At 68.6% G+C, this 25,848-nt stretch carries 12 protein-coding genes; 6 read left to right on the forward strand and 6 right to left on the reverse strand.

Annotated features, from left to right (window positions below; translation table 11 throughout):
- Positions 1-15 precede the first annotated feature (15 nt).
- Both CAL26_RS22485 and CAL26_RS22490 read right to left on the reverse strand, forming a co-directional pair.
- Positions 16-1,323, reverse strand: a complete 1,308-nt coding sequence (locus CAL26_RS22485) for an MFS transporter (protein WP_094850023.1) — start codon at positions 1,321-1,323, stop codon at positions 16-18.
- Positions 1,324-1,617: 294 nt separating this feature from the next.
- Positions 1,618-2,613: a polysaccharide pyruvyl transferase family protein gene (locus CAL26_RS22490; RefSeq protein WP_179283450.1), complete on the reverse strand. Its 996-nt coding sequence runs from the start codon at positions 2,611-2,613 to the stop codon at positions 1,618-1,620.
- Positions 2,614-2,842: 229 nt separating this feature from the next.
- Between CAL26_RS22490 and CAL26_RS22495 the strand changes: the two genes are divergently transcribed.
- The 4 genes from CAL26_RS22495 (at position 2,843) to CAL26_RS22510 (ending at position 7,306) form a co-directional block, all read left to right on the forward strand.
- Positions 2,843-4,282, forward strand: coding sequence for an APC family permease (locus CAL26_RS22495; RefSeq protein WP_094848927.1), 1,440 nt, complete (start codon positions 2,843-2,845; stop codon positions 4,280-4,282).
- 85 nt (positions 4,283-4,367) lie between these two features.
- Positions 4,368-5,120 (forward strand): YoaK family protein, encoded by a 753-nt coding sequence (locus CAL26_RS22500; RefSeq protein WP_094848928.1) that lies wholly within the window; start codon positions 4,368-4,370, stop codon positions 5,118-5,120.
- Positions 5,121-5,138: 18 nt separating this feature from the next.
- The gene (locus CAL26_RS22505) at positions 5,139-6,491 is read left to right on the forward strand and encodes a DUF763 domain-containing protein (protein WP_094848929.1); all 1,353 of its coding nucleotides are present in this window, start codon (positions 5,139-5,141) and stop codon (positions 6,489-6,491) included.
- A gap of 110 nt (positions 6,492-6,601) precedes the next feature.
- Entirely contained in the window at positions 6,602-7,306 is a 705-nt protein-coding gene (locus tag CAL26_RS22510; protein ID WP_094848930.1) for a YrbL family protein, read from the forward strand.
- A 29-nt stretch (positions 7,307-7,335) separates the two neighbouring features.
- Here the strand turns inward: CAL26_RS22510 and CAL26_RS22515 are convergent, their stop codons facing one another.
- Entirely contained in the window at positions 7,336-7,737 is a 402-nt protein-coding gene (locus CAL26_RS22515) for a hypothetical protein (RefSeq protein ID WP_094848931.1), read from the reverse strand.
- A 184-nt stretch (positions 7,738-7,921) separates the two neighbouring features.
- On the opposite strand from CAL26_RS22515, the gene CAL26_RS22520 reads away from it, so the two are divergent.
- A complete protein-coding gene (locus CAL26_RS22520) occupies positions 7,922-8,995 on the forward strand; it encodes a permease (protein ID WP_094848932.1) in 1,074 nt (357 codons plus the stop codon).
- A gap of 27 nt (positions 8,996-9,022) precedes the next feature.
- Here the strand turns inward: CAL26_RS22520 and CAL26_RS22525 are convergent, their stop codons facing one another.
- Positions 9,023-21,976: an autotransporter-associated beta strand repeat-containing protein gene (locus tag CAL26_RS22525; RefSeq protein WP_218831571.1), complete on the reverse strand. Its 12,954-nt coding sequence runs from the start codon at positions 21,974-21,976 to the stop codon at positions 9,023-9,025.
- Positions 21,977-22,481: 505 nt separating this feature from the next.
- Here CAL26_RS22525 and CAL26_RS22530 point away from each other — a divergent pair.
- Positions 22,482-23,942 carry a dipeptidase gene (locus CAL26_RS22530; protein ID WP_094848934.1) on the forward strand — a complete coding sequence of 487 codons (1,461 nt, stop codon included), beginning with the start codon at positions 22,482-22,484 and terminating at the stop codon, positions 23,940-23,942.
- Between the two features lie 8 nt (positions 23,943-23,950).
- Here CAL26_RS22530 and CAL26_RS22535 read toward each other — a convergent pair whose 3' ends face one another.
- Together CAL26_RS22535 and CAL26_RS22540 are read right to left on the reverse strand one after the other, a co-directional pair.
- The gene (locus tag CAL26_RS22535; RefSeq protein WP_094848935.1) at positions 23,951-25,042 is read right to left on the reverse strand and encodes a protein-glutamate methylesterase/protein-glutamine glutaminase; all 1,092 of its coding nucleotides are present in this window, start codon (positions 25,040-25,042) and stop codon (positions 23,951-23,953) included.
- A gap of 5 nt (positions 25,043-25,047) precedes the next feature.
- Entirely contained in the window at positions 25,048-25,842 is a 795-nt protein-coding gene (locus CAL26_RS22540; RefSeq protein WP_094848936.1) for a CheR family methyltransferase, read from the reverse strand.
- Positions 25,843-25,848: the final 6 nt, after the last annotated feature.

Below are 25,848 nucleotides of genomic sequence, written 5' to 3' on the forward strand. Positions count from 1 at the left end.
TTGAAGAAATCGTGATCAGGCCTGCGCCGCCACGCGGGCGGCCGCGCCGCCGCGCGCATACAGCGCCAGCGTCGCCGCGAACGCGCACAGCGCCGCGAAGGTCATCCAGTAGCCGGGCGCCGCGCGGTCGCCCGTGGCATGGATCAAGGCGGTGGAAATCTCCGGCGTGAAGCCGCCGAAGATGGCCGTGGCCAGGCTGTACGCGACGGAAAACCCGGCCACGCGCACCGATGCCGGCATGATCTCGGCCAGCGCCACCACCATCGCGCCGTTGTAGACGGCGTACAGGAAGGACAGCCACAGCAGCACCGCCAGCATCTTGCCGAAGGTCGGCCCGTCGGCCAGGTAGGTCAGCGCGGGATAGGAGGTGACGATGGCCAGCAAGGTCATCGTCAGCAGCACCGGCTTGCGTCCGACGCGGTCGGAGATCGCGCCGCCGATGGGCAGCCAGATGAAGTTGGACACGCCGACGCACAAAGTCACCAGCAGGCTGTCGGACGTGCTCAGGTGCAGCACGGTCTTGCCGAAGGTCGGGGCGTAGACGGTGATCAGGTAGAAGGCCGTCGTGGTCATCGCCACGATGAGCGCGCCGCCTATCATCAGCTTCCAGTTGGCGATCAGCGAGACCCACGATTCGCGCAAGCCCGGCCGATGCGTGCGCGCCTTGAAGGCCTGCGTTTCTTCCAGACGACGGCGCAGGACGAAGATGAAGGGAATGATCAAACAGCCGACGAAGAACGGAATGCGCCAGCCCCAGGCGGCGATGGTCGCCGAATCCATCCAGCGATTCAGGCCGAAGCCGAGCGCCGCGGCCACCACGATGGAAACCTGCTGGCTGCCCGATTGCCAGGCGGTGTAGAAGCCCTTGTGTCCCGGCGTTGCCATTTCAGCCAGGTAGACCGAGACGCCGCCGAGTTCGGCGCCGGCGGAAAAGCCCTGCAGCAGCCGGCCCAACAGGACCAGCAGCGGCGCCAACAGGCCGATCGTGGCGTGCCCGGGCACGAAGGCGATCAGGATGGTGCCACTGGCCATCAGCGACAGGGTGACGATCAGGCCCTTGCGGCGCCCGACCCGGTCGATGTAGGCGCCCAGCACGATCGCGCCCAGCGGGCGCATGAGAAAGCCCGCGCCGAACACCGCGAAGGTCTGCATCAAAGAGGCGAATTCGCTGCTGGCCGGGAAGAAGACGGCGGCGATCTGGGTCGCGTAGAACCCGAAAAGGAAAAAGTCGAACTGCTCGAGGAAATTGCCGGCCGTGACGCGCACGACCGAGCGTGCCAGGGTCAAGCCGGAAGGTCTGTCCACCGTTGATGATTGCTGCATGTTGTTGTCCTGATTGGCAAGGCGGAACACGGGGCGCCCCAGGACATCCGGACCAGCAGAGCCGCGGAAGGAAAACGATGCAAGGCAATCGCGTCGCCCGGGCAGGCCGGGCGGAAACGCTTGCGTGCGCTGAACCCTTGTTCCCCGCAGGAACGGTGCAATGGGGCACGCCTCCGGGCAAAACGCCCGGACCACCACAGGCAATACGTTAGCCGGCCTAGCTGACCAGCGCATTAAAGCGCTTGTAAGGATTGCGCAGGCCCCGAAGGGGCGGCCGGTGGCCTCAGGCGGGCATCAGGCGGGCATCAGACGCCCGCCGCGCAGCAGGTCGCGCAGGCGCCGCTTGAAGGAACGCGGCGCCGGTTCCAGGATGGGGTCCTGGTCGAAGGCCTGCGCCAGCACGGCCAGCGCACGGGGATCCGGCGAGCGCCCGGCCAACAGGGCACCTGCGGAACTCGTCATGGCGCCCTTCAGTTCCTCCAGTTCCAGCGCGCCGGCGTCCCAGTCGATGCGGCGGGCGTCCTCCGGCGTGTAGAGCGGTGTCAGCCTGTCGATGGCGGTGAAGCGCGCATTGCGGTCGCGCCGGATCAGCACGACCGGCACGCCCATGCCCAGACAGGGGCTGGCGACGTGCAGCAAGGGGGTGACCACCAGCCGCGCGTGGCGCCGGTAGAAATCCAGGTAGCGGGCGGCCAGCCCTTCCATGCGCGCCACGTCACCGTCGGCCAGCGGTGTACAGGAGATGGGCTCGCGCTGGTAGATCAGCCGCGCCGATTCGAGCATGGGCTTGGGCATGGCCTGCAGCACGACGGCCGGCAGGGCGCCCGGCCCGCTGCCATAGGCGATCACCGGCACGCCATCGGCCGGCGCCGCGTCGCGGCGCGGCAAGGTCATGGTGACGCAGCCGGTGACGAAGGCGGCGATGCCGTGCTTTTCCAGCATGCGCCGGGTGACCGCGTCGCGGCAGCCTATCGGCTGATGCCGCAGCAGCAGTTCGCGGTTGCGGGTGACGACGGACTCGGTTTCGGCGTTGAACCCGAAGAACACGGGTTCGACCTGCGGCGGCAACGGAAAACAGCCGTCGTGGAAACAGCCGTTCATGATCAGCCGCACCGGTTCGCCGGCATAGTCGCGCAGCGCGTCCCGGTCTATGCCCACCATGTCTTCGGGCGCTATCCCCAGGCGTCCGAAGAGCGCGCGGGTCGCCAGGGATTGGATGTTGTCGCCGATGTTGACCGATGTGCGGTTGGCGTCGTTGCCGTACCGGAATTCCAGATAACCGTATTTCATCTGCTGCGCGTTGAGCGGCGCCGCGGGCGTCAGCCTGGCTCCGGGCCGTCTGTCATGGATTTCAAAGGGACAGTGTACCCATTTCAAAGTCTTTCCTTGAAATTCAGATAATTCCCTCGCTCCGACACCGGATTTTCCGGCCCAACTGTACTGGTTCCCCGCATCTGTACCGCCCGGGCCCGCCACTTGCTCTGCGCTAGGCCCGATAAAGGCACGGGGGAGTCGCCACATGTCCACGGTCTCTTCATCCACGGATCAGCCCTCCAACTCCGGTACCCCGCTGGCGCGGGTCATGGGCCCCAAGCTGTTGCTGCTGTTCATTGTCGGCGACATCCTGGGCACCGGCGTCTACGCACTGACCGGCCAGGTGGCCAAGGAAGTCGGCGGCGCCGCCTGGCTGCCCTTCCTGGTGGCCTTCGTGGTGGCCTTGCTGACCGCCCTGTCCTACCTGGAGCTGGTGACCAAGTATCCGCAGGCCGCCGGGGCCGCGCTGTATGTGCACAAGGCCTTCGGCGTGCACTTCCTGACCTTCATCGTGTGCTTCACGGTGATGTGCTCCGGGCTGACCTCGGCCGCCACCGCCTCGCGCGCCTTCGCGGCCAACCTGTTCGCCGCGCTGGGAATGGACCCGGGCGGGGAACTGGTCACGCTGGGCGCATTGGGCTTTCTCATATTGGTGATGCTGCTCAACCTGCGCGGCGCCGCGCACGGGATCAAGACCAATGTGGTGCTGACGCTGATCGAGCTCAGCGGCCTGCTGATGGTGATCCTGCTCGGCTTCTACGCCATCGCCGGCGGCCAGGCGGACTTCTCCCGCGTCGTCGCGTTCGATACGCCCGAGGACAAGAGCGTTTTCCTGGCCGTGACCTCGGCCACCACGCTGGCGTTCTTCGCCATGGTCGGCTTCGAGGACTCCGTCAACATGGCAGAGGAAACCCATTCGCCGAGCCGCATTTTCCCCAAGGTAATGCTGACGGGGCTGGGCCTGACCGCCGTGATCTACGTGCTGGTTTCCATCTGCGCGGTGGCGCTGGTGCCGGTCGGCGAACTGGCCGCCAGCAACACGCCGCTGGTGCTGGTGGTGCAGCGCGCGGCGCCGGGACTGCCCACCGAGACCATCATGCCCGTCATCTCCATGTTCGCGGTCGCCAATTCCGCGCTGATCAACATGATGATGGCCAGCCGCCTGCTTTACGGCATGGCCAACCAGGGCGTGCTGCCGTCCTTCCTGTCCCGCGTCCACCAGCGCAACCGCACGCCCTGGGCGGCCATCCTGTTCACCACCGTGATCGGCCTGGGCCTGACGGTGCTGGTGGCGCGCGCCGAATCGCAGGCCATCCGTGCGCTGGGCGGCACCACCGCGCTGCTGCTGCTGGGCGTGTTCGCCTTCGTCAACGTCGCGGTGCTGGTACTGCGGCGCGACGGCGTATCGCACGAGCACTTCCGGGTGCGCACGATCGTGCCGTGGCTGGGCGCGGCCACCTGCCTGTTCCTTGTCACGCCGATGACGGGCCGCGACCCCATCCAGTACCAGGTGGCCGGCTGGCTGCTGCTGCTGGGGGTGGTCATGTGGGGAATCACCCTGCTGACCCGCCGCCGTGGAGGCCGGCTGGACCCGGGACGGCTGGACCCGGGACGGCTGGACCCGGAACGGCTCGACACCGAATAGCGGGATACGAGCGGCAGGCGTAGCGGCGCGAGTAGAATGGCCGGGCTGGCCGCAGCGCCAGGCGCATCCTACCCATTTCGCCGCCATGCCCGTGCACTACCTACGTGCGTTGACCAGCCCCGGCCGCACGACCGAAGCCAACCGCCGGCTGGGCGTCTCGCTCGCCTTCGTCGCCGGCGCCGCCAACGCCGGCGGCTTTCTGGCGGTGGGGCAATACACATCGCACATGACCGGCATCGTGTCCGCGCTGGCCGACCACGCGGCACTGGGCGAGATCACGCTGGTCTTCGCGGGCATGTGCGCGCTGCTGGCTTTCCTGATCGGCGCGGGGGTGTCGGCCATCCTCATCAACTGGGGCCGGCGGCGCGGCGCACACAGCGAATACGCCATGCCCCTGATGCTGGAAGCGGCGCTGCTGCTGGTCTTCGGCCTGATGGGCACGCAGCTGGAACAGCAGCGCATGCTGGTCGTCCCGGCCACCGTGGGCCTGCTCTGCTTCATCATGGGACTGCAGAACGCCATCATCACCAAGATTTCCAAGGCCGAGATCCGCACCACCCACATGACGGGCGTGGTCACCGACATCGGCATCGAGCTGGGCAAGCTGATCTACTGGAACATCGGCGATCGGGGCGCCGACAACAAGGTGATGGCCAATCGGTCGCGCCTGCGCCTGCTGGCGGCCCTGCTGGGCATGTTCCTGCTGGGCGGCGTTGCCGGCGCGCTGGGCTTCAAGCACCTGGGTTTCATCGCGACGGTGCCGCTGGCGGCGCTGCTGGTCCTCCTGGCCATCGTGCCGGTGTTCGACGACCTGGCCGCGCTGGGCCGGCGCCCCTGAGCACGGCGGCCGATCGCGATGCGACGAGCGGGCAGCGCCGATCTTCCCCTGCACGGCGGCCGCGTGCCGGCCTGGCTGGGCGCGCGGATGTCCCGCCTGGGCGCGATCATCGCGCAGGCCATCGTGCACCACTACGGCCGCGATGAATTCCTGCGCCGGCTGGCGCATCCCTTCTGGTTCCAGTCCTTCGGCGCCGTCATGGGCATGGACTGGCATTCGTCCGGCATCACGACCAGCGTGATCGGCGCGCTCAAGCGCGGGCTGGCGCCCATGGCGGGCGAACTGGGCATCCATGTCTGCGGCGGACGCGGGAATCACTCGCGTAAAACGCCGCAGGAACTGGCGCTCATCGGCGAGCGGGTGGGCGTCGACGGCGACGCCCTGGCCCGCGCCAGCCGGCTGGTCGCGAAAGTGGACAGTGCGGCGGTGCAGGATGGCTTCGACCTGTACCTGCACGGATTCTTCGTCACCGACGACGGCAAATGGACGGTGGTGCAGCAGGGCATGAACGGCGACAGCCGCACGGCCCGGCGCTATCACTGGCTGTCGGAAGGCTTGAGCAGCTTCGTCGAGGCGCCGCACAGCGCCATCGACGGCCCCAACCAGGGACGCATCGTCAACCTGACCGATCCGCGCGCCGCCGCATCGCGGGGCGGACAACTGGCCTTGCTGCGCGAGGACGGCCCCGATTTCATCGTCGCGCGAGCCGGCGAGTTGGCCTTGCCGGCCCGCCGGCCGGATGCCCGGCCGGGCAGACAGGCGGCTGCTCCGCCGCGGCAGTTGTCGCTGCTGGAGCCGGAGTCGCTGGCGACCGACGATCCCGCACGGCCGGCCCTGCCGCATCTGACCATGCCCGCGCATCACGACGTGCGTCCCAAGGACGTGAACCTGCGGCGCCTGCACGGGGCCCTGGCCGCGGCGGCGGAATGCGGGCCCACGGACTTCGCCGAGCTGCTGCTGGTGCCCGGCGTCGGCGCGCGCACGGTGCGCTCGCTGGCGCTGGTCGCGGAAGTCGTGCACGGCGCCCCGTGCCGGTTTACCGATCCCGCGCGTTTCTCCATGGCGCACGGCGGCAAGGACCGCCACCCCTACCCCGTGCCGCTGGCCGTCTACGACCAGACCATAGACGTCATGAAGACGGCGGTGCACCAGGCCAGCCTGGGCAACGAAGAGAAACTCGACGCCCTCAAGCGCCTGGATCGCCAGGCCCGCCAGCTGGAGCGCACGGCGCGCGGGCCGGCCCTGCCGGACTTCATCGAGCAGGAGCGCGCGGACTCCCCCGACTATGGCGGCCGCAGCGTGTTCGGCCTGGAAACCCGGGCCACGGTCCTGCCGGCCGGCGGCGAGCCCGACGGCAAATTCAACGATTGATCGGCCCATTCCGTTGCGCTCAGGCGACGAATGGCCTGTCATCCGGTTGTCACAAAACACCTCGACCCGCAGAATGGGGAGAAATCATGCAGATATGACAAGAAAATCGAATGAGCAGCCTGCCGCTGGAGCTAGACTCGGACCTCACCGTCCTTGATCCCGAAAGGAGCGCGGACCTTACTTCCGCCCAAGACATCGAACTGGTCCTTTCCGAACAGATCGGATCGGGCCACGACCGCGTCGTATGGCGCCATCCCCTGAATCGCACGCTGGGCGTCAAGGTCTCCAAGCCTGACCAGGAGCGCGACCAGAACCTGATCGAACTGCATTACGGCATGCACCTGCAACGGCTGGGCGTCGCCAGCCGGCACCTGCCCCGCGTCTACGGCTGGGCGCGGACCGACCATGGCCCCGGGCTGGTGGTCGATCTGGTGCAACACGCCGATGGCACGCCCTGTCCGACCTTGCCGCAGGCCTTGCGCAGCGGCATGGTCAACGAAATGGAAGCCGCCGGCATGGTGGGCGAAGCCTGCCAGTGGCTGGCCGACAACGGCGTCATCCTGGCCGATCCCGGCATCAACAATGTCGTGGTGGGCCGCGCCCCGGACACGGGCCGCCCCTACCTGGCCTTCGTCGATGGCCTGGGCACGCGCAATTTCGATTTCAAGTACCGGCTGCGCTGCGCGCTGCCGGCGCTGGAACGGTGGACGGCGCAACACAAGGCGGACGTCTGCCGCCGGAAGTTCCTGCGCATGCTGCGCGACCGGTCGAGCAGGATGTGGGTGCCCAAGAAAGCGGCCGCCGCATTGGCCTGAAGGCCGCGCGCCGGTACCCAGCGGCGCTTTCAGCTGTCGCGCAGCAGATCGTGCGAGTTCAGCAGTTCGAAGGCGATATCCGGCCGCGCGTCCAGGCAACGGCGCACGGCCGCCGGGATCGCCTTGCGCGTCAGCCGGCACAGGCCGGGACAGTCATCCAGGCGGATGTCGAAGCCGCGCACGGTGCGCACCTCGTTGGGCCCGGGGGCGATGTGCAGCCTGATTCCCAACTGGGCCTCGATGCGGCTGCCGACGTGCCGCAGGTCCGCCAGGTCCTTGGCCGCCTCGATGCGCGCGATCAGGCGCTTTTCTTCCTGCTTGGTCAGCTGCAGGATGCGCACGTCGCCGCCCGGATCGCACAGCAGGCGTTCGCGGTCGCAGACGCAGGCCCCGGGCGGGCATTCTTCACGGATGGGAAACGGCAGGTTCATGGAAAAAGCGGTGATGGCGGCTGGCCGCTCGCGGCAGGCTGTCCGAGCTGACTATCCGAGCTAACTATCCGAGCCGCTCGCTCACGGCTGGCGACCCGCGGCAACATGATAAATCCTTCCGAGTGCCGCGCGGCCGTAAAATGGCGCCCGTCCGGCCACCGGCCAACCCGAACCTACATCCATCATGCACACCGCGCCCGCTTCGCGACGCCCCGCCCACGCGGCCACCGGCATCGCCGTTTTCCTGCTGATCGCCATCGTCGGCCTGTTCTACGTCAAGTGGTTCCCCTATTACAACCGCGCGTTTGTCGCGGCCAGCAGCCACTCCATCGGGACGTCCATCCTGATGGGCACGGCGGACAGCGCGCCGCCGCCCTCGCTGGACTCGGCCATCGGCTATGCCCTGGCCTACGGCAAGGCGATCTGGCAGGCCATGGTGCTGGGCCTGCTGCTGGGCTCCGCGGTCCAGGCGCTGCTGCCACGCCGCTGGATCGTCCGCGCGCTGGGCGGCACCGGCATGGGCAGCGTCGTCGCCGGCGGCCTGATGTCCCTGCCCGGCATGATGTGCACCTGCTGCGCCGCGCCCGTAGTGGCCGGCCTGCGCAAGTGCCAGGCGGCCCCCGGCAGCGCCGTCGCGTTCTGGCTGGGCAACTCGGTCCTGAACCCCGCCACGCTGGTGTTCATGGGCTTCGTGCTGGGCTGGCAATGGTCGGGCCTGCGCCTGGCCCTCGGCATCGTCATGGTGTTCGGCCTGGGCTGGCTGCTGAACCGCATGAACGCATCGTCGCAACGCACGGTGGACGCCGACGCGGTCCAGGCGCTGCAATCGCAGGCGATCGATAGCCAGGACGCCAATCCCTTCAAGCGCTGGGCGACCATCTTCGCGCGCATGGCGCTGCGCCTGGTGCCGGAGTACATCGTGCTGGTGCTGCTGCTGGGCGCGGCGCGCGCCTGGCTGTTCCCGCACATCGGCGCCGACATCGACAACCATGTGTGGTGGATCGCTGCGCTGGCCGTGGCGGGCGCGCTGTTCGTCATTCCCACCGCGGGCGAAGTCCCCATCATCCAGGCGATGCTGTCGCTGGGCATGGCGGCCGGTCCCGCCGCCGCGCTGCTGATGACCCTGCCGCCGATCAGCCTGCCGTCGCTGGCCATGCTGGCGCGTTCCTTCCGGCCGGTGGAGCTGGCCATCGTAATCGCCGGCGTGGTGGCCACCGGCCTGGCGGCCGGCGGCATTGCGATCGCGCTGGCGTTCTAGCGTCAGACAGAAAGCCAGCTTCCCCCGTCAGAACGCCCACCTCACGTTCAGGAATCCCGCGTTGTCCTGGCTGCCGCCTCCATGCTGGCCGCGGTAGCTCAGTCCCACCGTGGCGGACTTCGACACCGCGACTTCCGCGCCCAGCTCCGTGACCAGCGCGTCGCGCGCGATCGGCGTGCCGGCCACCGTGAAGGACGGACCGGTATCGAAGGCCATGGTGCGTTCCGGATCGACGTCGCCCATCGCGTGGCGCCAGCCCAATGCCGCCCGCAGGTGCGCCGCACGGCCGGCGATATCCGTGGACCAGCCGCCGCGCACGCCCACCGTGGTGGTGGTGATGTCGTTGCTGTCGCTGTCGGCATTCAGCGCGGCCGACCCGCCCTCTTCCGAGAAACCATGGATGCGCTGGTGGGCATAGGCGATACCGGCGAACGGCTCCACCGTCACCGACGGCGTGACCGGGACCGAGTATCCGACCTCGCCGAAGACCTGCCCCGTGGTGGCGGAGTAGTCGGCCTTCAGCTGCTGGCTGGCGCTGCCCAGCGTGACATCGCGGCGCGTGCTGATGTCGCTCCAGGTGAATGACGTGCCGGCCATCACCTTGAGCGCCTGGCCATTCCGGGTCGGGAAGGCCTTGCCGCCGAACAGTGTGATGCTGTAGTTGTCGGTATCGGCTCGGGCATCGCGGCTGTCCACCTTGATGTCGCTATCCTGGTAGCCGAACGCGGCGCCGACCCGCCAGCCGTCACGTACTTCGACGTCGCCGCCGACCATGATGCCGCCCGTCTCCTGGCGATAGCTGGGCGCATTGCCATCGCCATTCTGGCGCTGCCAGTTGCCGATGACGTCCGCCCACACATTGCGCCGGCAGGAGAAGAAACTGCCGCCCTCGCCGGACTGCGGGCCATCGACGCAGGCACCGCCCTGGCCCACCGCGCCCGCGGCGCGCGCATCGCTATCCAGGCTGTCGTTGAAACGATGCATGGGCGTCGTGCGAGCGGTATCCGCGGTGTTCAGCAGCGCGGACATCAGCGCGGCATGGCTGTCGCCGGATAACTGGCGGAAGGCCTTCGGAACGTCCGCGCTGCTCAGGCCCAGCACGGCGTTGTACAGCGGCGAACCGGCGCCGGCGTTCGACGCCGAGCCTTCCTGCAAGGCCTGGGCCACCGCGCTTTCGTTGCCCGTCTGCGCCAGGTCGGGAAAGCCGGTTGCATTGCGCGTGAAGTCCACCAGGACATCGTTGGGGTCGTAGCGCACGCTGGCATCGATGAACGCCAGCTGCGGCAGTTCGGTGTTGGCGAACTGCCCCTGGACCCCTTGCGCGGCGGTCAACACGGTGTAGCTGTTGGTGCCGTTGTATTGGAATCCATCCGCCACGCGCAGTGTCCCGGCCAGCGTCGCGGCGCCCTGCACGCCGACCTGGCTGGCGCCTGGGGACGTCAGATCCACCTGCATGGTGCCCGACGGCAGGTTCTGGAAATTCCCCGCGACGCGCAGCGGTCCGTTCGCGGTCCCGGCGTTCACCGTGCCCGCATTGCTGAGCCCCGCGATGGTGCCGCTGCCGCCCAGCGTTCCGCCGGGATTGACTGCCACCCGCGCGGACAGCACAGCCGGCGACGCGGCGGTCCCCAGCGCCAGCGTTCCGGCGTCGACGACCACCGTGCCGCTGAAGGGTTGCACGCCGCTGGCGGTCAGCGTGCCGGCGCCGTTCTTGACCACGGTGCCGTTGCCCGAGAGCACGCCGTTGAAGCTTCCGTCCACGTTCTGCGCGAATACCAGGTTGGCGTTGTTGGCGATGTTGCCCTGCAGGCTGGTGGTGTCGCCGATCAAGGTGCCGGCGTTCACCTGCGTGCCGCCGGTATAACTGGACGGCTGGGTCAGCGTCAGCGCGCCCGCACCGCTTTTCACGAGCTGGCCCGCGCCGGACAGGGCGCCATTGAAGGCGCCGTCGCCGTCCTGGTCGAAACGCAGCGTGGTGCCCGCCGCGCCATTGATCGCGCCCTGCAGGCTGGTGCTGTTGCCCGCCAGCGTGCCGCCGGCGATGGTGGTGCCGCCGCCATAGCTGCTCGCGCCGTTCAGCACCAGGGTACCCGCGCCGGCCTTCGTCAGGCCGCCTGCGCCCGTCAACGGCTGCGCCAGCGCGAATACCTGGTCGGTGCCGCCAACCGCGATGGTGCCGCCCAGGGCGCCCACCGTCACGTTGCGCGCCGTCCCGGCATAGGCGGGACTTGCGATCGCCAGGGTGCCGCCATCCAGCGTGACGCCGCCCGACGCCGCGCCCAGCTGGTTGTCGGCCGATACCTGCAGCGTGCCGGCCGATACGGTGGTGCCGCCGCCATAGGTGTTCGCCGCCGCCAGCACCAGCGTGCCGCCGTCGCCCTTCAGCAGGCCGCCGGTGCCGGTGATGGGCGCCGCGATGGTCGCGGTTGCGCCGTTGTCGACGCGTATCGGCGTCAGCGGCGCGCTGATCACCAGCGCACCATTGGCGCCCGCCTGCAAGGTGTAGCCGTCCGCCAGGAATTGCATGCCCGTCAAGGACTGCGGTCCCGCGACCGTGACCGTGCCGCCGGTCCCGGCGAACGCGGCGAAGCGTCCATTCCAGGTTTGGCTCTGCGCGCCGGTAGCGTTGGTCCAGTTGGCGGTAGCGCCATCCCAGGTGCCGTCGCCGCCGGCGATCTGGCCATCGGCGATGGTCTTCGTGCCGTTCCAGAACTGGATCTCTCCCGGCGTGCTTTCCACCAGCAGGTTCACCTGATTGGGCTGGTTGGTCTGCAGCGTGAAGTTGCCGGCGGCATACCCCGTGGGCAGCGTTCCGTAGACCAGCCCGTTGTCGGTCAAGGCGCCGCCGTACTGGAACAGCCGATAGACACCGGTGTTCAGCGCACCGGCATCGATTACGTTCAGCACGCCGTCCATGGTCAGGCTGGTGGCCACGGTGACCGCGCTGGTGGCCGAGTTCGGCGCGCCCAGCGAGAAATCCAGCTGCGTGGCGGGCGACAACGACAAGGCTCCGCCGAACGAGATCGGGTTCAGGGGCGTGCCGGCGACCAGCCGGGCGCCGTTCGCCAGGGTGACGTCCGCTGCCACGTTGCCCGACCCCGACAGCGAGGCGCCGGACGCGACGGTCAACGGACCGCCAGACAGGCTGCCGTTGACCTCCAGCACGCCGCTGTTGACGGTCGTGCCGCCGCCGACCGTGTTCGCGCCGTTCAGGGCCAGCGTGGCGCCACCATTCTTGACCAGCGTGCCGTTGCCGTCGATGGTGCCGTTGAAGGCGCCATTGCCGTTCTGGTCGAACACCACCGTTCCCTGGTTGTGGATGACACCTTGCAGGCTCGCCGAATCGCCGATGAGCGTGCCGGCCGCGACGGTGGTGCCGCCGGTATAGCTGTTGGCGCCGTTCAGGCGCACGCTGCCGCCGCCGTCCTTGACCACCTCGCCCGCGCCGGAGATGCCGCCATTGAAAACGCCATTCCCGGTCTGGTCGAACACCAGCGTCGTGCCGCTCGCCGTAGCGATGCTGCCCTGCAGGCTGGCCGTGTTGCCTACCAACGTACCCCCGGCCAGCGTGGTACCGCCGGTATAGCTGTTCGTGCCTCCCAACGTCAGCGTGGCGCCATCGGCCTTCACGAGCGAACCCGCGCCGCTGATGGCGCCGTTCAGCTGCATATCGTTGGCGCCGGAGACGGTGAGCTGACTGCCCAGCGCGACAGCGTTGGACAGCGCCAGAGGCGCGCCCGCCTGCAGCGTGGACGGACCGGTCACCGAAAGAGTCCCGCTGCCTATCGCATTGGCGTTGCCCAGGACCAGGGTCCCGTCCTGCAGGGTGGTGCCGCCGGTATAGGTGTTGGCGCCATTCAGCGTCAACGTGCCGCTGCCCAGCTTGTCCAGCGATCCCGGTCCCGAGACCGTGCCGTTCAAGGCCAGGTTACCCGCGCCGTTCACCGTCAGCGGACCGTCGGTGACCACATCGTTCGCCAGGCTGACGGTCGCGGCGCTTTGCAGCGTGGTGCCGCCCGCGGCTTGCAAGGCGCCGCTGCCCAGCGCGGAATCGCTGCCCACCACCAGCGTGCCGCCGTTCAAGGCGGTGCCACCAGCGTAGGTGTTGGCGCCATTGAGCGTCAGCACGGCCGGACCGTTCTTCACCAGACTTCCAGTGCCGCCGACCGCGCCGTTCAGCGTCAGGTCGTGGGAGCCGGCCACCGTCACGCTACCATCCAGTTGCAAGGCATTGGGCAGCGCGATCGACGCATTGCTGTCGAGCGTGGTGCCGGCCGCGGCGATCAGCGCGCCGCCGCCCAGGGCGGCGGCGTTGCCGACGACCAGCTTGCCGGCGTTCAGCCGCGTGTCGCCCGCCTGCGTGTTGGGACCATCCAGCGTCAAGGTCGCGCCACCATTCTTGATCAGGCCACCCGCGCCGGAGATCGCACCCGCCAGCGTCATATCGTTGCTGCCCGCCACCGTGAGTTCGCCGTTCAGCAGGACGGCGTTGGCCAGCGACACAGGCGCCAGCGCGTCCAGCGACGTGCCCGGGGCCACAATCAGCGATCCCGCGCCCAGGGCGGTGCCGCTGCCCGCGACGATGCGGCCCGCGTCCAGGCGCGTATCGCCGGCATAGCTGTTATTGCCCGTCAGCGTGAGGTCGGCACCGCCATTCTTGGTCAACCCGCCCGTGCCCGCTATCGCATTGGACAGCGTCAGCGGCGCGGCGGCATCGACGGCCAGATTGCCTTGCAGGGCGATGGGCACATTCAGATCGATGGGGCCGTTGCCCGCGGGATTGCTCAGTGTGGTGCCGCCGGACGCGGTCAGCGTGCCCGTGCCCAAAGCGCTGTCGCTGCCGACCGCCAGCGTGCCTGCCTGCAGCAGCGTGCCACCCGTGTAGCTGTTGGCGCCGTCCAGCGCCAAGGTGCCGACGCCGGTCTTGCCCAGCACGCCGGTGCCGGAGATGCCCTGGTTCAAGGTCAAGGTTTCCGCGGGATCCGCGATATCGAAAGTGCCACCGCCTGCCTCCAGCGTTACCGGACGATCCATGGTCGGCATGCCGGTGCCCGCGATGCGCAGCGTCCCGCCATCGAAGGCGACCGCGGTGCCCGCGGCGCCCAGCGCGGTGTCGGCGGCGATCTGCGTCACGCCGCCTTCCAGGCGCGTGCCCCCTGCATACGTGTTCACGCCATCCAGGATGAGCGTGCCGGTATCTCGCTTGGCCACGGCGCCGGCGCCGACGATCGGCGCGGTGATGGTCGCGGTCAGGCCGGGTTCGACGCGGATGGCGGTGTAGCCGTCGACATCGCTGACCGCGTTCAATTGCCCGGTGCCCGTGCCGGCGATGACATAACCGTCAGTGGAGAATTGCAGGCCCGTGATGGTCTGCGTGCCATCGACCGTCACCGTACCGGACTGGCCCTGGAACACCGCATAGCGGCCACCCCAGCCGGCATCCAGCGTGGCGGTGGCGTCGGTCCAGTTGCCATTCGTGTTGTTCCAGGTACCGGTGCCGCCTGTGATGGCGCCGTCATCCGGCGCCGCGCCGTTATCCCAGAACTGGATTTCGCCGGCCACCCGCTGGTTCAACAGGCTGACCTGACCCGCGGACGCGGTCAGCAGGGACAGGTTGGCGGGGTCGACACCGGCAGGCAGACTGCCCAGCGCCAGGCCGTTGTTCTGCAACGCGCCGCCGTAGTTGATCAATCGGTAGACGCCCGTGCCGAAGCCGCCGGCATCGCTGACGTTCAAGGTGCCGTCCAGCGTCAGGTTGCCGGCGACGTTCAACAGTCCGCCATTGCTGGCCGAGCCCAGGCGCGCATCCAGTTGCGCATTCGGCGACAGCGACAGCGATCCCACCGTCAGCGTGCCCCGCGTCGAATCCAGCGCCAGATGCGCACCATCGGCCAGGCTGACGGCGCCGGTGGCCTGGCCGTTGCCGCCCAGGGTTGCACCGTTGGCGACGCTCAAGGTCGAGCTGCCCAGTGCGCCGTCGACGATCAGGGCCCCCTGGTTGATCGCCGTCGCGCCTGTATGGCTGCTCACGCCCGTCAGGACCAGGCTGCCGGCGCCGGTCTTGACCAAGGCTCCGGAACCCGCGATGTCACCCGCGAACACGCCATCGGCCGCGCCGCCCAGCGCCAGGCTGGCGGCGGGCTGGATCGCCACCGTGCCGGTGCCGGCCAGGTTGGCGATGGCTTCGCTATCTTCAAGGCGCAGCGTGGCGCCGGTCTCCACGCGCACCAGGCTCGCGCCGTTCAACGCCTGCCCGCCTTGCGCGACGATGGTGCCGCCCATGATACCCAGGGTGCCCGTCAGATTGTTGGCGCCGCTCAGGGTCAATGCGCCGGCGCCGGTCTTTTCAAGGCTGCCCGCTCCCGTCAACGCACCCGCGTAGGTGCCGTCCACGATTTGATCGAAGCGCACCTGCGTACCGAGCGCCGTGGCGATGGGGCCGCCCAGGCTGGTGGCATCGCCAACCAGCACGCCGCCTTGCACCTGCGTGCCGCCGGTGTAGGCGTTCGTCCCGGTGAGCGTCAGGGTGCCCGCGCCCTGCTTCACCAGGGCGCCGACTCCGGTGATGGCGCCGGCAAGCGTCAGGTCGTCGGCGCCGCCGGCGTTCAGCGTGCCGTTCAGCGCGATTGCATTGCCCAGCGACTGGTCTCCCAGCGTGGCCAGGGTCGCGTTGTTGTTGACCGTCAACGCGCCGCCCACCGCGCCCAGCGCGGTCGCGCTTCCCAGCGTCAGCGTGCCGCCGTTCAACGTGGTGCCGCCGGTATAGCTGTTGTTGCCGGCCAGGACCAGGTTGGCGGCGCCGTTCTTGACCAGGCCGCCCGCGCCGGTGATGGCGCCGGCAAGATCCATGTCCTGCGACCCGTTGATGGCCAGCGTGTCCGCCAGCTCGATACCGTTCGCCAAGGTCAAAGCCGCCGTACCGTCGATCGCGGTCGCGCCGTTCACTTGCAAGGCCCCCGTTCCCAGCGACGTATCCGAACCCAGCAGCAGCGTGCCGCCGGATGCGGTCGTGCCGCCCGAATAGCTATTGCCGCCAGCCAAAGCCAGCGTGCCCGTGCCCGTCTTGTTCAGGCCGCCGCTGCCGGACACCGCGCCGTTCAGCGCCACGTCCTGTGTGGTGTCCACGTTCAGCGCCGCGTTCAGCTGTATGGTGTTGGACAGCGCGATCGGCGCTCTGCCGGCCAGGGTGGAGCCGCCATTCACGGCCAGTCCGCCCGTGCCCAGCGCGTTGCCGCCTTCGAGCAGTAGCGTGCCGCCGTCGATGCGCGTACCACCGGCATAGCTGTTACCGTCCGCCAGCGTGAGGGTGCCGGCGCCGGTCTTGTGCAGCCCGCCCGTGCCGGATATCTGTCCGCCCAGCGCCAGGTCATTCGTCGTGTCGGCATCCAGGTCGGCATTCAGCACGATCGCATTGCCGACGTCCAGGGCTTGCGTGCCGGACAACCCCGCAACGCCGGTCACCGTGAGCGCGCCAGTGCCCAGCGCAGCATCGTTGCCCAGCACCAGATTGCCAGCCCGCAGCGTCGTGCCGCCGGCGTAGGAGTTGGCGCCCGCCAGCGTCAGCGCTGCCGTGCCTCCCTTGTTCAGCCCGCCGGTGCCCGACAGCGTACCGGTCAGCGCGACGTTGCGGTCGCCCGTCACGGTGAGCGCATTGTCCAGTTGCACGGCATTGCCCAGCGTCAGGTCCACGCCCGTCGCGGTCCCCCCCAATGACGCGGGGCCTGCCACGATCAGGGCGCCACCGCCCAGCGCATCGCTGGATGCCAGGCGCAGATTGCCGCCATTCATTTGCGTGGGGCCGGTGTAGGTGTTGGCCCCCGCCAGCGTCAGCGTGGTGCCACTGCCCGCCAGCGTAAGGCCGCCCACACCGCTTACGGCACCATTCAAGGTCAGGTCCTGGCTGCGCGCGACGGCCAGGTTGCCGCCCGCGAGCTGCACGTCGTTGGATAGCGTGCGCGCGCCGGTACTGCTGTCCAGCTCGGCATTGCCCGTCACGGCGAGCGCGCCCGTACCCAGCGCGGCATCGCTGCCCACCGCCAGCGCGCCGGCCTGCAGCGCCGTGCCGCCGGTATAGCTATTCGTCCCGTTGAGCGTCAATGTGCCGCCGCCGGTCTTGGCCAACGCGCCTGAGCCAGCGATCGCGCCATTCAGCGCCATATTGCCGCCGGCCGTGGACAATGCGGCGTTCAATGTGATGGCGTTGTCGATAGCGCGCGCACCGCTGGCGATCAATTGAGACGCGCCGCCCACCGCCAGCGCACCACTGCCCAGCGCCGTGTCGCTGCCAACCTGGATGGCGCCGCCGTTCAGCGTGGTGCCCCCCGCATAGTCGTTGAGACCATTCAAGGCGAGCGTGGCGCCGCCGTTCTTCACCAACGCGCCGCTGCCCGTGACCGCGCCGTTCAGGGCCAGGTCATTGCTGCCCGTGTTCGTCAGCGTGACGCCCGCGCCGATATCGACCGTATTCGACAACACGAGTGAGCCGGCGGCGTCCAGCGCCGACGATCCGGTCACGTTCAGCGCGCCCGCGCCCAGCGACGTCGCGCCGCCCGCCACCAGCCTTCCCGCGTTCAAGTCCACACCCGCCAGCGCGGCGTTGTTTCCGGACAGGGCCAGCGTGCCCGCGCCGGTCTTGGTGAGGCGACCCGGCCCACCGATGTTCTGCGCCAGGGTGTAGACATTCGTAGCGGAAGCAATATCCAGCTGGCCGGTCGAGCCGACGCTGATCGCGCGATTCGTGCCGGTAACGCCGTCGCCCGTGACGCGCAACGTACCGCCATCGAACGCGAGCGCGCCGGTGCCCAGGCTGGCGTCGGCCGCCACCTGCAGCACGCCTTCGCTCAAGGTGGTGCCCCCCGCGTATGTATTCGAACCGCCCAGGATCAAGGTACCCGTATCGCGCTTCTGCAAGCCGCCGCTTCCCGTGATCGCGGTATCGATGCGCGCCGTCAGGCCGGGATCGACGCGGATCACGTCCGTGCCCGCCGCCAGGTTCAGCGTGCCCGCCCCGCCCAGCGTGTAGCCATCGGTGAAAAACTGCAGCCCCGTCAGCGTTTGCTGGCCAGCCACCGCGACATTGCCGCCCGAGGCGCCGCCGAATACGCCGAAGGTATTGCCCCACACCAGAGGCGCCTGTCCCGCCGCGTCCGTCCAGTTGGTCAGGCCCGTCTGCCACGCACCGCTGCCGCCGGCCAGCGTGCCGTCCGGTACCTGTTTGCCGCCATTCCAGAATTGCACGCCACCCGCGCCGTTCTGCACCACCAGGTTCACCTGCTGGCTGATGGCGGTCTGCACCTGCAGGTTGGCAGGGAGGGTACCCGGCGGCAGATTGCCCAACGCCAGTCCGTTGTCCGTCAGCGCACCGGTATAGCCGAACAGCCGATAAACCCCCTGGCCAAAGCCGCCCGTGTCCGACACATTCAGCTGGCCGTCCAGCGTCAGGTTGCCGTTCACCTGCACCAATGTCTGCGGCTGCGCCTGCGGCGCCCCCAGCGCCACGTTCACGCGCGATGCATCGTTCAATGCGAGGCTGCCGGTGGTGAGCGTCTGGCCGCTACGCGCTTCCAGGATGCCGCCGTTCGCGACGTTGACGTTGCCCAGCAAGGTGCCGGCGCCCGACAGCGCCGCGTTGGCGCCGATGGCGACCGAACCGCTGGCCAGGGTGCCGTCCACCCGCAGGCGCCCGCCGTCGATGGCGAACGCGCCGGCGTGATCGCTGTTGCCGCTCAGCACGAGCGTGCCCGCGCCTGTTTTCGTGATGGATCCGGAGCCGGACAGTTGGCCCGCGAAGCTGCTGTCGCTGCCGTCCTGTCCGAGCGCCAGCGTCGCGCCGCTGCCGATCAAGACGTTGCCCGCGCCGGCCACGCCGCCCACGGCCTCGCTGTCGCCGATACGCAATTGCGCGCCGCCGGCGATGTTGACCAAGCCATCGTCCGCCAGGGCCTGGCCACCCTGCGTCTGCACGGCGCCCGACAGCACGTTCAGGCCGCCGGTGAAGGTGTTCACGCCGCCCAGCGTCAGCAGCGCGTTGCCGTTGACGTCCACGCTGCCCGTACCGGAGATATTGCCGGCGTACGTGCCCACGGTGTCCTGCGTGAATACCAGCCGCGCATTGTCCGTCACGTTGTTGGTCCCGAGGGTGGCGGATGAAGCCTGCAGCACGCCGCCGTTGATGACCGCGCCGCCGTAGCCGTTCGACGTTCCCGTCAGGCTCAATGTGCCCGTGCCATTCTTCACTAGTGTGCCGCCGCCGGTGACCGCGCCGCCCAGCGTCATGGCATTGGCGCTGTCCACCGTCAGCGTCGCGCCCAGGTTGACGTCGTTCGCGAGTTGCCGCGCCGCGGTCGTATCCAGCGCGGCATTGCCGGCCACGGTCAGCGCGCCGCCGCCCAACGCGGTGTCGCTGCCCAGCACCAGGCGGCCGGCGTTCAGCGTGGTGCCACCGGTATAGGTGTTCCCGCCGCTCAGCGTGAGCGTGCCGCCGTCGTTCAGCGCCAGCGCGCCGGCCCCGCCCACGATCCCCGCCAAGGTAGTCGCCGCGCCGCCGGTACTGACGCCCAGGGCGCTGCCCCCGCCCAGCTGTATCCCGTTGCCGACCGTCAGTCCGGCGGCGGCCAGCGTCGCCGCGCCGCCGACGTCCAGCGTCCCGCTGCCCAGGCCCTGGGCCGAGCCCAGGGTCAGCGTGCCGGCATTCAACTGCACGCCGCCGCTGTTCGTGTTGTTACCGGCCAGGGTCAGGTTGGCCGCGCCGTTTTTGACCAGCCGGCCCGCGCCGGACACGGGCCCGCTCAGCGCCAGCGCCTGCGTACCGCCTACCGTGAGGGCACCGCCCAGGGCGACCGCATTGCCCAGCGTCACCGCGCGGTTGCTGTCCACCGTGGCGGCGCCGCCCACGGTCAACGCGCCGCTGCCCAATGCGGTGTCGGACCCCACGACCAGGGTCCCGGCGTTCAAGGTCGTGCCGCCGCCATAGCTGTTCGCGCCGTTCAAGGCGAGCACGCCGCCGCCGTTTTTCACGACCGCGCCGGCGGCGCCCGCCAGCGCGCCGTTCAGCGATAACGTGTTAGGTCCGTCCACGGTCAGTGCCGCGTTCAGGTTGGCGGTGTTCGCCAGGGCCACATTCCCCAGGCTGGACAGCGTCGTGCCCGCGGCGACGGTGATGGTGCCCGAGCCCAGCGCGCTGTTGCTGCCGACATTGAGCGCTCCGCCAGCCAGGGACGTGCCGCCGGTATAGCTGTTGTTGCCGGTGAGCGTCAGCGCTCCTGTTCCGGTTTTTGCAAGGCTGCCGGCGCCGCTGATGGCACCGGACAGCGCCAGCGGATTCGCGCCGGAGAGATCCAGCGCACCGTTCAGGACGATCGCATTCTGCAGCGCTGCCCCGCCGCTGGCTTGCAATGTCGACGGCGCATCGACCGTCAGCGCGCCGCTGCCCAGCGCGGTATTGCCCGCCACCGCCAGGCCGCCGCCGTTCAGTTGCGTACCGCCCGCGTAGCTATTGGCGCCGGTCATGCTCAACGTGCCGGCGCCTGTCTTGACCAGCGCGGCATTGCCGGTGACGGCGCCGCCCAGGACCAGGTTTTCCGGCGTGGCCAAGGTCAGGTCGTTGTTCAGCGTGATGCTGTTGGCCAGCGCCATCGCGGTGCTGTTGCTCAACGTCGACGCGCCGTTCACCGTCACGCCGCCGCTGCCCAATGCGGCCGGCGCCACCAGCGCCAGCGTGCCGGCGTTCAGGACCGTACCGCCGCTGTAGGTGTTGGCGCCGGACAGGCTCAAGGTGCCGGTGCCTGACTTGGCCAGGCTGCCCGTGCCGGTGAGCGCGCCGCTCAAGGTCATGCTGTTGGCGCCTTGCACTGCCAGCCCGCCCGCGCCCAGCGTGAATGCGTTACCCAGGTTCAGGCCATTGCTGGCCGCGGCGATCGCGCCGCCATTCGCCTGCACCGTCCCCGCCCCGAACACGGATCCTCCGTCGACGGTGACGAGACCGCCATTCAGGATGGCCTGCTGGCTGACCAATGGTCCGCGCAGGGTCCACGAGCCGCTGTTCACCGTCAGGTTCTGGAAATTCCGGTACACCGTCGAACTGGCCACGCCAGTCCCGCTTGCGCCGCTTCCCGTGCCGATAGCCGCGTTCTGTAGCACCAGCGTGTTGTTGCCGTTCTCGCCGCCATTCACCAGGCCGGCGCCCGCGAACCCGACGTTCAAGCTCAGCACGTTGAGCGCATCGACGGAAACGCCGGTACCGCCATTGACAGCGGAGCCGGTCACCGCCGTGTACGTGTTGCTGCTGTTCGCGCCCAGGTACACGCTGCCGTTCACGGTACCGACGTTGACGAAGCGATTGCCGGCAGTCGACGTGCCGAAGCCGATCCGGCCCGTTACCGTGCCCGTGTTGACCATGTTCACCGGCGCGCCGCCATACGCTGCGATGGCGGGACTGTCATAAACGTTCAGCGACACGCCCGACGGTACTTGCGAGCCTATCGCGCCGGCGTTGTTGATGTTGATCGCCCCGCTACCGTTGCTGCGCAGGTTCAGCGCCAGGCCGTTCAGGTTGAGCAGGCCGCCCACCAGGTTCAGGCCGGTGCCCCGGATCGCGCCGGTGCTGGCGTTGGTGACGGATACGGTGCCTCCTGCCGTGGCATTGCCCATCGCCACGCCCGAGCCGCCCAGGGACGCCAGGCCGGACAAGGTGGGATCGATCGCGCCGGCGTTGTTCAACGTGGTGTTGTTGCCGGTCAGTTGCACGGCCGAGCCGCCCAGGTTCACGGCCGGAACGGATACCGAGGCCGTCGGCGATACGGTGACTGTGACATTGTTCAGCGACGAAAAGACCGAGTTCGAGTCCAGCGCCGTCGCCTGCGTGGCGCACACGATGGACGTGCCGGTGGAACAGGCGGCCAGTGCGCGTTCCGGCGTCGCGGTCAGCCATGCCGTGCACAGCCACGCTGCCCCTAGCGGAAAGTACGGACGTGACAAAACCACTCGGCAAGCAAGTCTCATCGGTAGCTCCATGTTCTAGGGCTTCCTGTCGATTTCCCCCTGGCTCCAGGTTCGAAATCGGGAGACATCTGCCGCCGGGCAGGAAGTGCGTTTCCGCGTCCCAATCGCTGTGTGCTCACACCCTACCGCGGGGAGAGCCCAGGCCGTCTACTTCAAGAAATATCCCAAAGCGTCAAAACACTACCTTCCGCCCACAATCTCCTCTACCTTATTTCTTGTAGTTACAGTAGTGTCGTTAATTGTCACGAGTGGAGTGATTGATTGTGACTTAAAACGCCTCTTTGAGACATTTTGTCTTTAATAACGTACAAACTCGCAATAATCAGCGCGGTTTTAGCGTAGCGAACGTGTTTCGAAAGCTTCGTGGCCCGGGTGCCGAAGTGATTACATGTAACAAACCAGGCCAGGATGAGCACGCAAATCCGCAAGGACGCCGACAGATTCGCGCGGCATCATTCGCTCTTCCAGGCTTCTCCAGAGGGTCGCGATGCGAGTCCGATGGTCCACCGTCTACGATGGCGCTGCCGACATTCCCGCCGGCCAGCGGGTCATGCTGGCCGGACATCCCGTATTTCCGATCGACAGCCGCTACGCGGACACGTTTTTGCTGGTGCAACACGCACCGTGTTGCGGCGCCCACGCCGCGCCGGTCCCCGATATGGCGGTGGAAGTCCATGCGGCCGACGGGATCACCGTCCATGCCGGCCCCGTGGTGGTGGAAGGCATCTGGCAGCCGCTGGTCGACGATCCAGCGGGCTGGCGTTGTCGGATACGGGATGCCCGCGTCAACCGGATCAAGGACCCGTGGGATGCCGCCGGGCTGAGCCGCCGGCGTTTCCTGGCACTGGGCGCGCTATCCAGCCTGGCCGCATGCGCGAGCCCTGCCGGCCATGGCGACATGGCTTCCTTCCCGGGATCCGGCACGGCGCCCTCGGCGGAGCCGCATAACGAGACGGATACGCTGGCATGGATGCGAACGCAGGTCACGATCGACATGCACAGCCACGCAGGCCGCATCAACCTGGGCCGGGCGCCCGTCCCGCCGGCCTTTACGCCGGTCGCGGCGCCGATGCGGGCGGGCGGCATGGACGTCGTCTGCATGGCCGTGGTCAGCGATTCGAGCGCAAACCATATCGTCGACAGCGCCTCCGGGCGCCGTCGCATCGTCGCCTATCGCGACCCGGCGCCGGGCGAGATGGCGGCACGCGGCGAAGCCGCGTTCCAACGCCTGCGCGCACTGATGTCCGAGCAGGGCCTGCAGCCCGTCCGGGATGCCGCATCGCTGGACGCGGCGCGCGAAACCGGCGGCGCCGTGATCGTAGCCGCGGAAGGCGCCGACTTCCTGGAGGGTGACGTCAAACGGCTGCAGGACGCCTGGCAGCGTCACGGCCTGCGCCACCTGCAGTTGACGCATTACCGGGTGAACGAACTGGGCGACATCCAGACGGCGCCGCCCGTACATGGCGGGCTGACCGATTTCGGCGTCGACGTGATCCGACGCTGCAACACGCTGCGCATCGTGGTCGACGTCGCCCATGGCACCCTGGACCTTGTCAGACGCGCCGCCGCCGTGACCGCGCGGCCGCTGGTGCTATCGCATACCGCCTTGGCCAAGCGCCCCTCGCGCTACAGCCGCGCGATCTCGCCGGAGCACGCGAAGCTGATCGCCGACACCGACGGCGTCATCGGCATCTGGCCGGTCGCCACCACGTTTCCCACGCTGGCAGCGATGGCCGGCGGCATACGCGCCATGGCTGACGCCGTCGGCGTACGCCACGTCGGGATCGGCAGCGACATGCTGGGCCTGCTGAGTCCCTCGGTGCTGGACAGTTACCGCAAGCTGCCGCTTCTGGCGCAAGCGCTGGTCGATGCCGGATTCAGCCGGGAAGAAGCCGGCATGATCCTGGGCGGCAATTATGCGCGGGTGTGGGCGGCCACCATGGCCTGAGGACGGCCTCAGCGCGTTCCCGCCGCCTGGATTTCGCGCGCGATCGCCGATAACGGCACGGTACGCTCCACGCCGCCGCGCTTGATGGCTTCCTTGGGCATGCCGAACACCACGCAGCTGTCTTCGTCCTGCGCCAGCGTGCGGGCGCCGGCCTGGCGCATTTCCAGCAGGCCGGCGGCGCCGTCGTCGCCCATGCCGGTCATGATGATGCCCAGCGCGTTGCCGCCCGCGTGCCGCGCCACCGAACGGAACAGCACGTCCACCGACGGGCGATGGCGGTTGACCAGCGGGCCGTCGCGCACTTCGACGAAATACTGCGCGCCGCTGCGTTTCAGCATCATGTGCTTGCCGCCGGGCGCGATCAGGGCCTGGCCCGGGACGACGCGGTCGTTGTTCTGCGCCTCCTTGACCGAGATCCGGCAGATCCCGTCCAGGCGCGCGGCGAAGGCGGCGGTGAATTTTTCCGGCATGTGCTGCACGATCACCATTCCCGGGCATACGCGTGGCAAGCCGGTCAGCACTTCTTCCAGCGCCTGCGTGCCGCCGGTGGACGTGCCGATGGCGACCAGGCGCTCGGTGGTCTGCAGCACCGGCTGCGCCGCGCCGGGGCGATGATCCGGCGCCGGCAGCACGGCGTCGGCGCTGTGCTTGGGCGTGGCCACGGCCGGCGCCGCATGGCCGGCCGGCAGGCGCCGCACGCGGGCCCGGGCCGCCGCGCGCACGGTGGCGATCAGTTCGGCGGCGCTGTCGGTCAGGAACTGCTTGAGCCCGAGCTTGGGCTTGGTCACGACCGACACCGCGCCGGCGGCCAGCGCCTCCACCGTGACGCGCGCGCCTTTCTCGGTCAGGGTCGAACAGATCACCACCGGCGTGGGATGCTCCTGCATGATCTTGCGCAGAAAGGTCAGGCCATCCATGCGTGGCATCTCGATGTCCAGCACGATCACGTCTGGCCACGCCTGCTTCATGCGCTCGGCGGCAAGGATGGGATCGGCCGCGGCGTGCAGCACCTCGATGCCGGGCGCATCGGACAACAGGCCGGCCAGCACCTGCCGCACCACGGCGGAGTCGTCGACGACCATGACTTTGATGGATGACATGGGATTCATGGCTTGCGGTAAACGGACGGCATCACGCTGCGCACCGCATCGGTCACGCCGTGCAGGCTTTCCGAATGGCCGATGAACAGGTGACCGCCGGACTTGAGCAGGCCCAGCACGCGGTCGACCACCTGCCGCTTGGTATCGCCGTTGAAATAAATCATGACGTTGCGCAGGAAAATCACGTCGAAGCGTCCCAGGTCAGGCAGCGGCGCGTTCAGGTTCGCATGCAGGAAGCGCACATGGGCGCGTACCGCGCGGTCGACCAGCAAGGTGCCGGCATGCTGGCCGGTGCCTTTCAGGCAGAAGCGCTTGCGGTAGTCGTCCGGCATCTGGAGCGCCCGCTGTTCGGAGTAGTGCCCCGTGCGCGCACGCTCCAGCACCCGGGTACTGATGTCGGTGCCCACGATTTCGAAAGACCTCCTGTCGGCCAGGCAATCGCGCAATACCATCGCCGCGGTATAGGCTTCCTCACCCGTCGAGCTGGCGGCGCTCCACACGCGAAACGGTTGGGACGCGCCGGTGGCCAGGCGGCGCAGCATGTCGAAATGCCGCGGTTCGCGAAAGAAATAGGTTTCGTTGGTCGTCAGCAGATCGATCGCGATCTGCATTTCCGCCGCGCCGGCCGCGCCTTGCAGCAGCGCGAAATAATCGCCGTAGCTGTCCACGCCGCGCGCATGCACGCGCTTCGACAACCGTCCAGACACCAGCGCCTTCTTGGCCGGCGCCAGCGTGATGCCCGCCGCTTCGTAGATGAAGCGCTGGAACTGGGCGAACTCCCTGTCGTTGATCGGCTGCATGGCGAT

It is taken from the genome of Bordetella genomosp. 9, assembly GCF_002261425.1.
GTDB lineage: Bacteria > Pseudomonadota > Gammaproteobacteria > Burkholderiales > Burkholderiaceae_B > Bordetella_C.

Bases quoted from the DNA above. Each gene is read 5' to 3' on its own strand.
- CAL26_RS22505 (WP_094848929.1), top strand. From the start codon at position 5,139: ATGCGACGAGCGGGCAGCGCCGATCTTCCCCTGCACGGCGGCCGCGTG.
- CAL26_RS22535 (WP_094848935.1), bottom strand. From the start codon at position 25,042: ATGTCATCCATCAAAGTCATGGTCGTCGACGACTCCGCCGTGGTGCGG.
- CAL26_RS22520 (WP_094848932.1), top strand. From the start codon at position 7,922: ATGCACACCGCGCCCGCTTCGCGACGCCCCGCCCACGCGGCCACCGGC.
- CAL26_RS22510 (WP_094848930.1), top strand. From the start codon at position 6,602: ATGAGCAGCCTGCCGCTGGAGCTAGACTCGGACCTCACCGTCCTTGAT.
- CAL26_RS22490 (WP_179283450.1), bottom strand. From the start codon at position 2,613: ATGAAATACGGTTATCTGGAATTCCGGTACGGCAACGACGCCAACCGC.
- CAL26_RS22540 (WP_094848936.1), bottom strand. From the start codon at position 25,842: ATGCAGCCGATCAACGACAGGGAGTTCGCCCAGTTCCAGCGCTTCATC.
- CAL26_RS22530 (WP_094848934.1), top strand. From the start codon at position 22,482: ATGCGAGTCCGATGGTCCACCGTCTACGATGGCGCTGCCGACATTCCC.
- CAL26_RS22495 (WP_094848927.1), top strand. From the start codon at position 2,843: ATGTCCACGGTCTCTTCATCCACGGATCAGCCCTCCAACTCCGGTACC.
- CAL26_RS22485 (WP_094850023.1), bottom strand. From the start codon at position 1,323: ATGCAGCAATCATCAACGGTGGACAGACCTTCCGGCTTGACCCTGGCA.
- CAL26_RS22500 (WP_094848928.1), top strand. From the start codon at position 4,368: ATGCCCGTGCACTACCTACGTGCGTTGACCAGCCCCGGCCGCACGACC.
- CAL26_RS22515 (WP_094848931.1), bottom strand. From the start codon at position 7,737: ATGAACCTGCCGTTTCCCATCCGTGAAGAATGCCCGCCCGGGGCCTGC.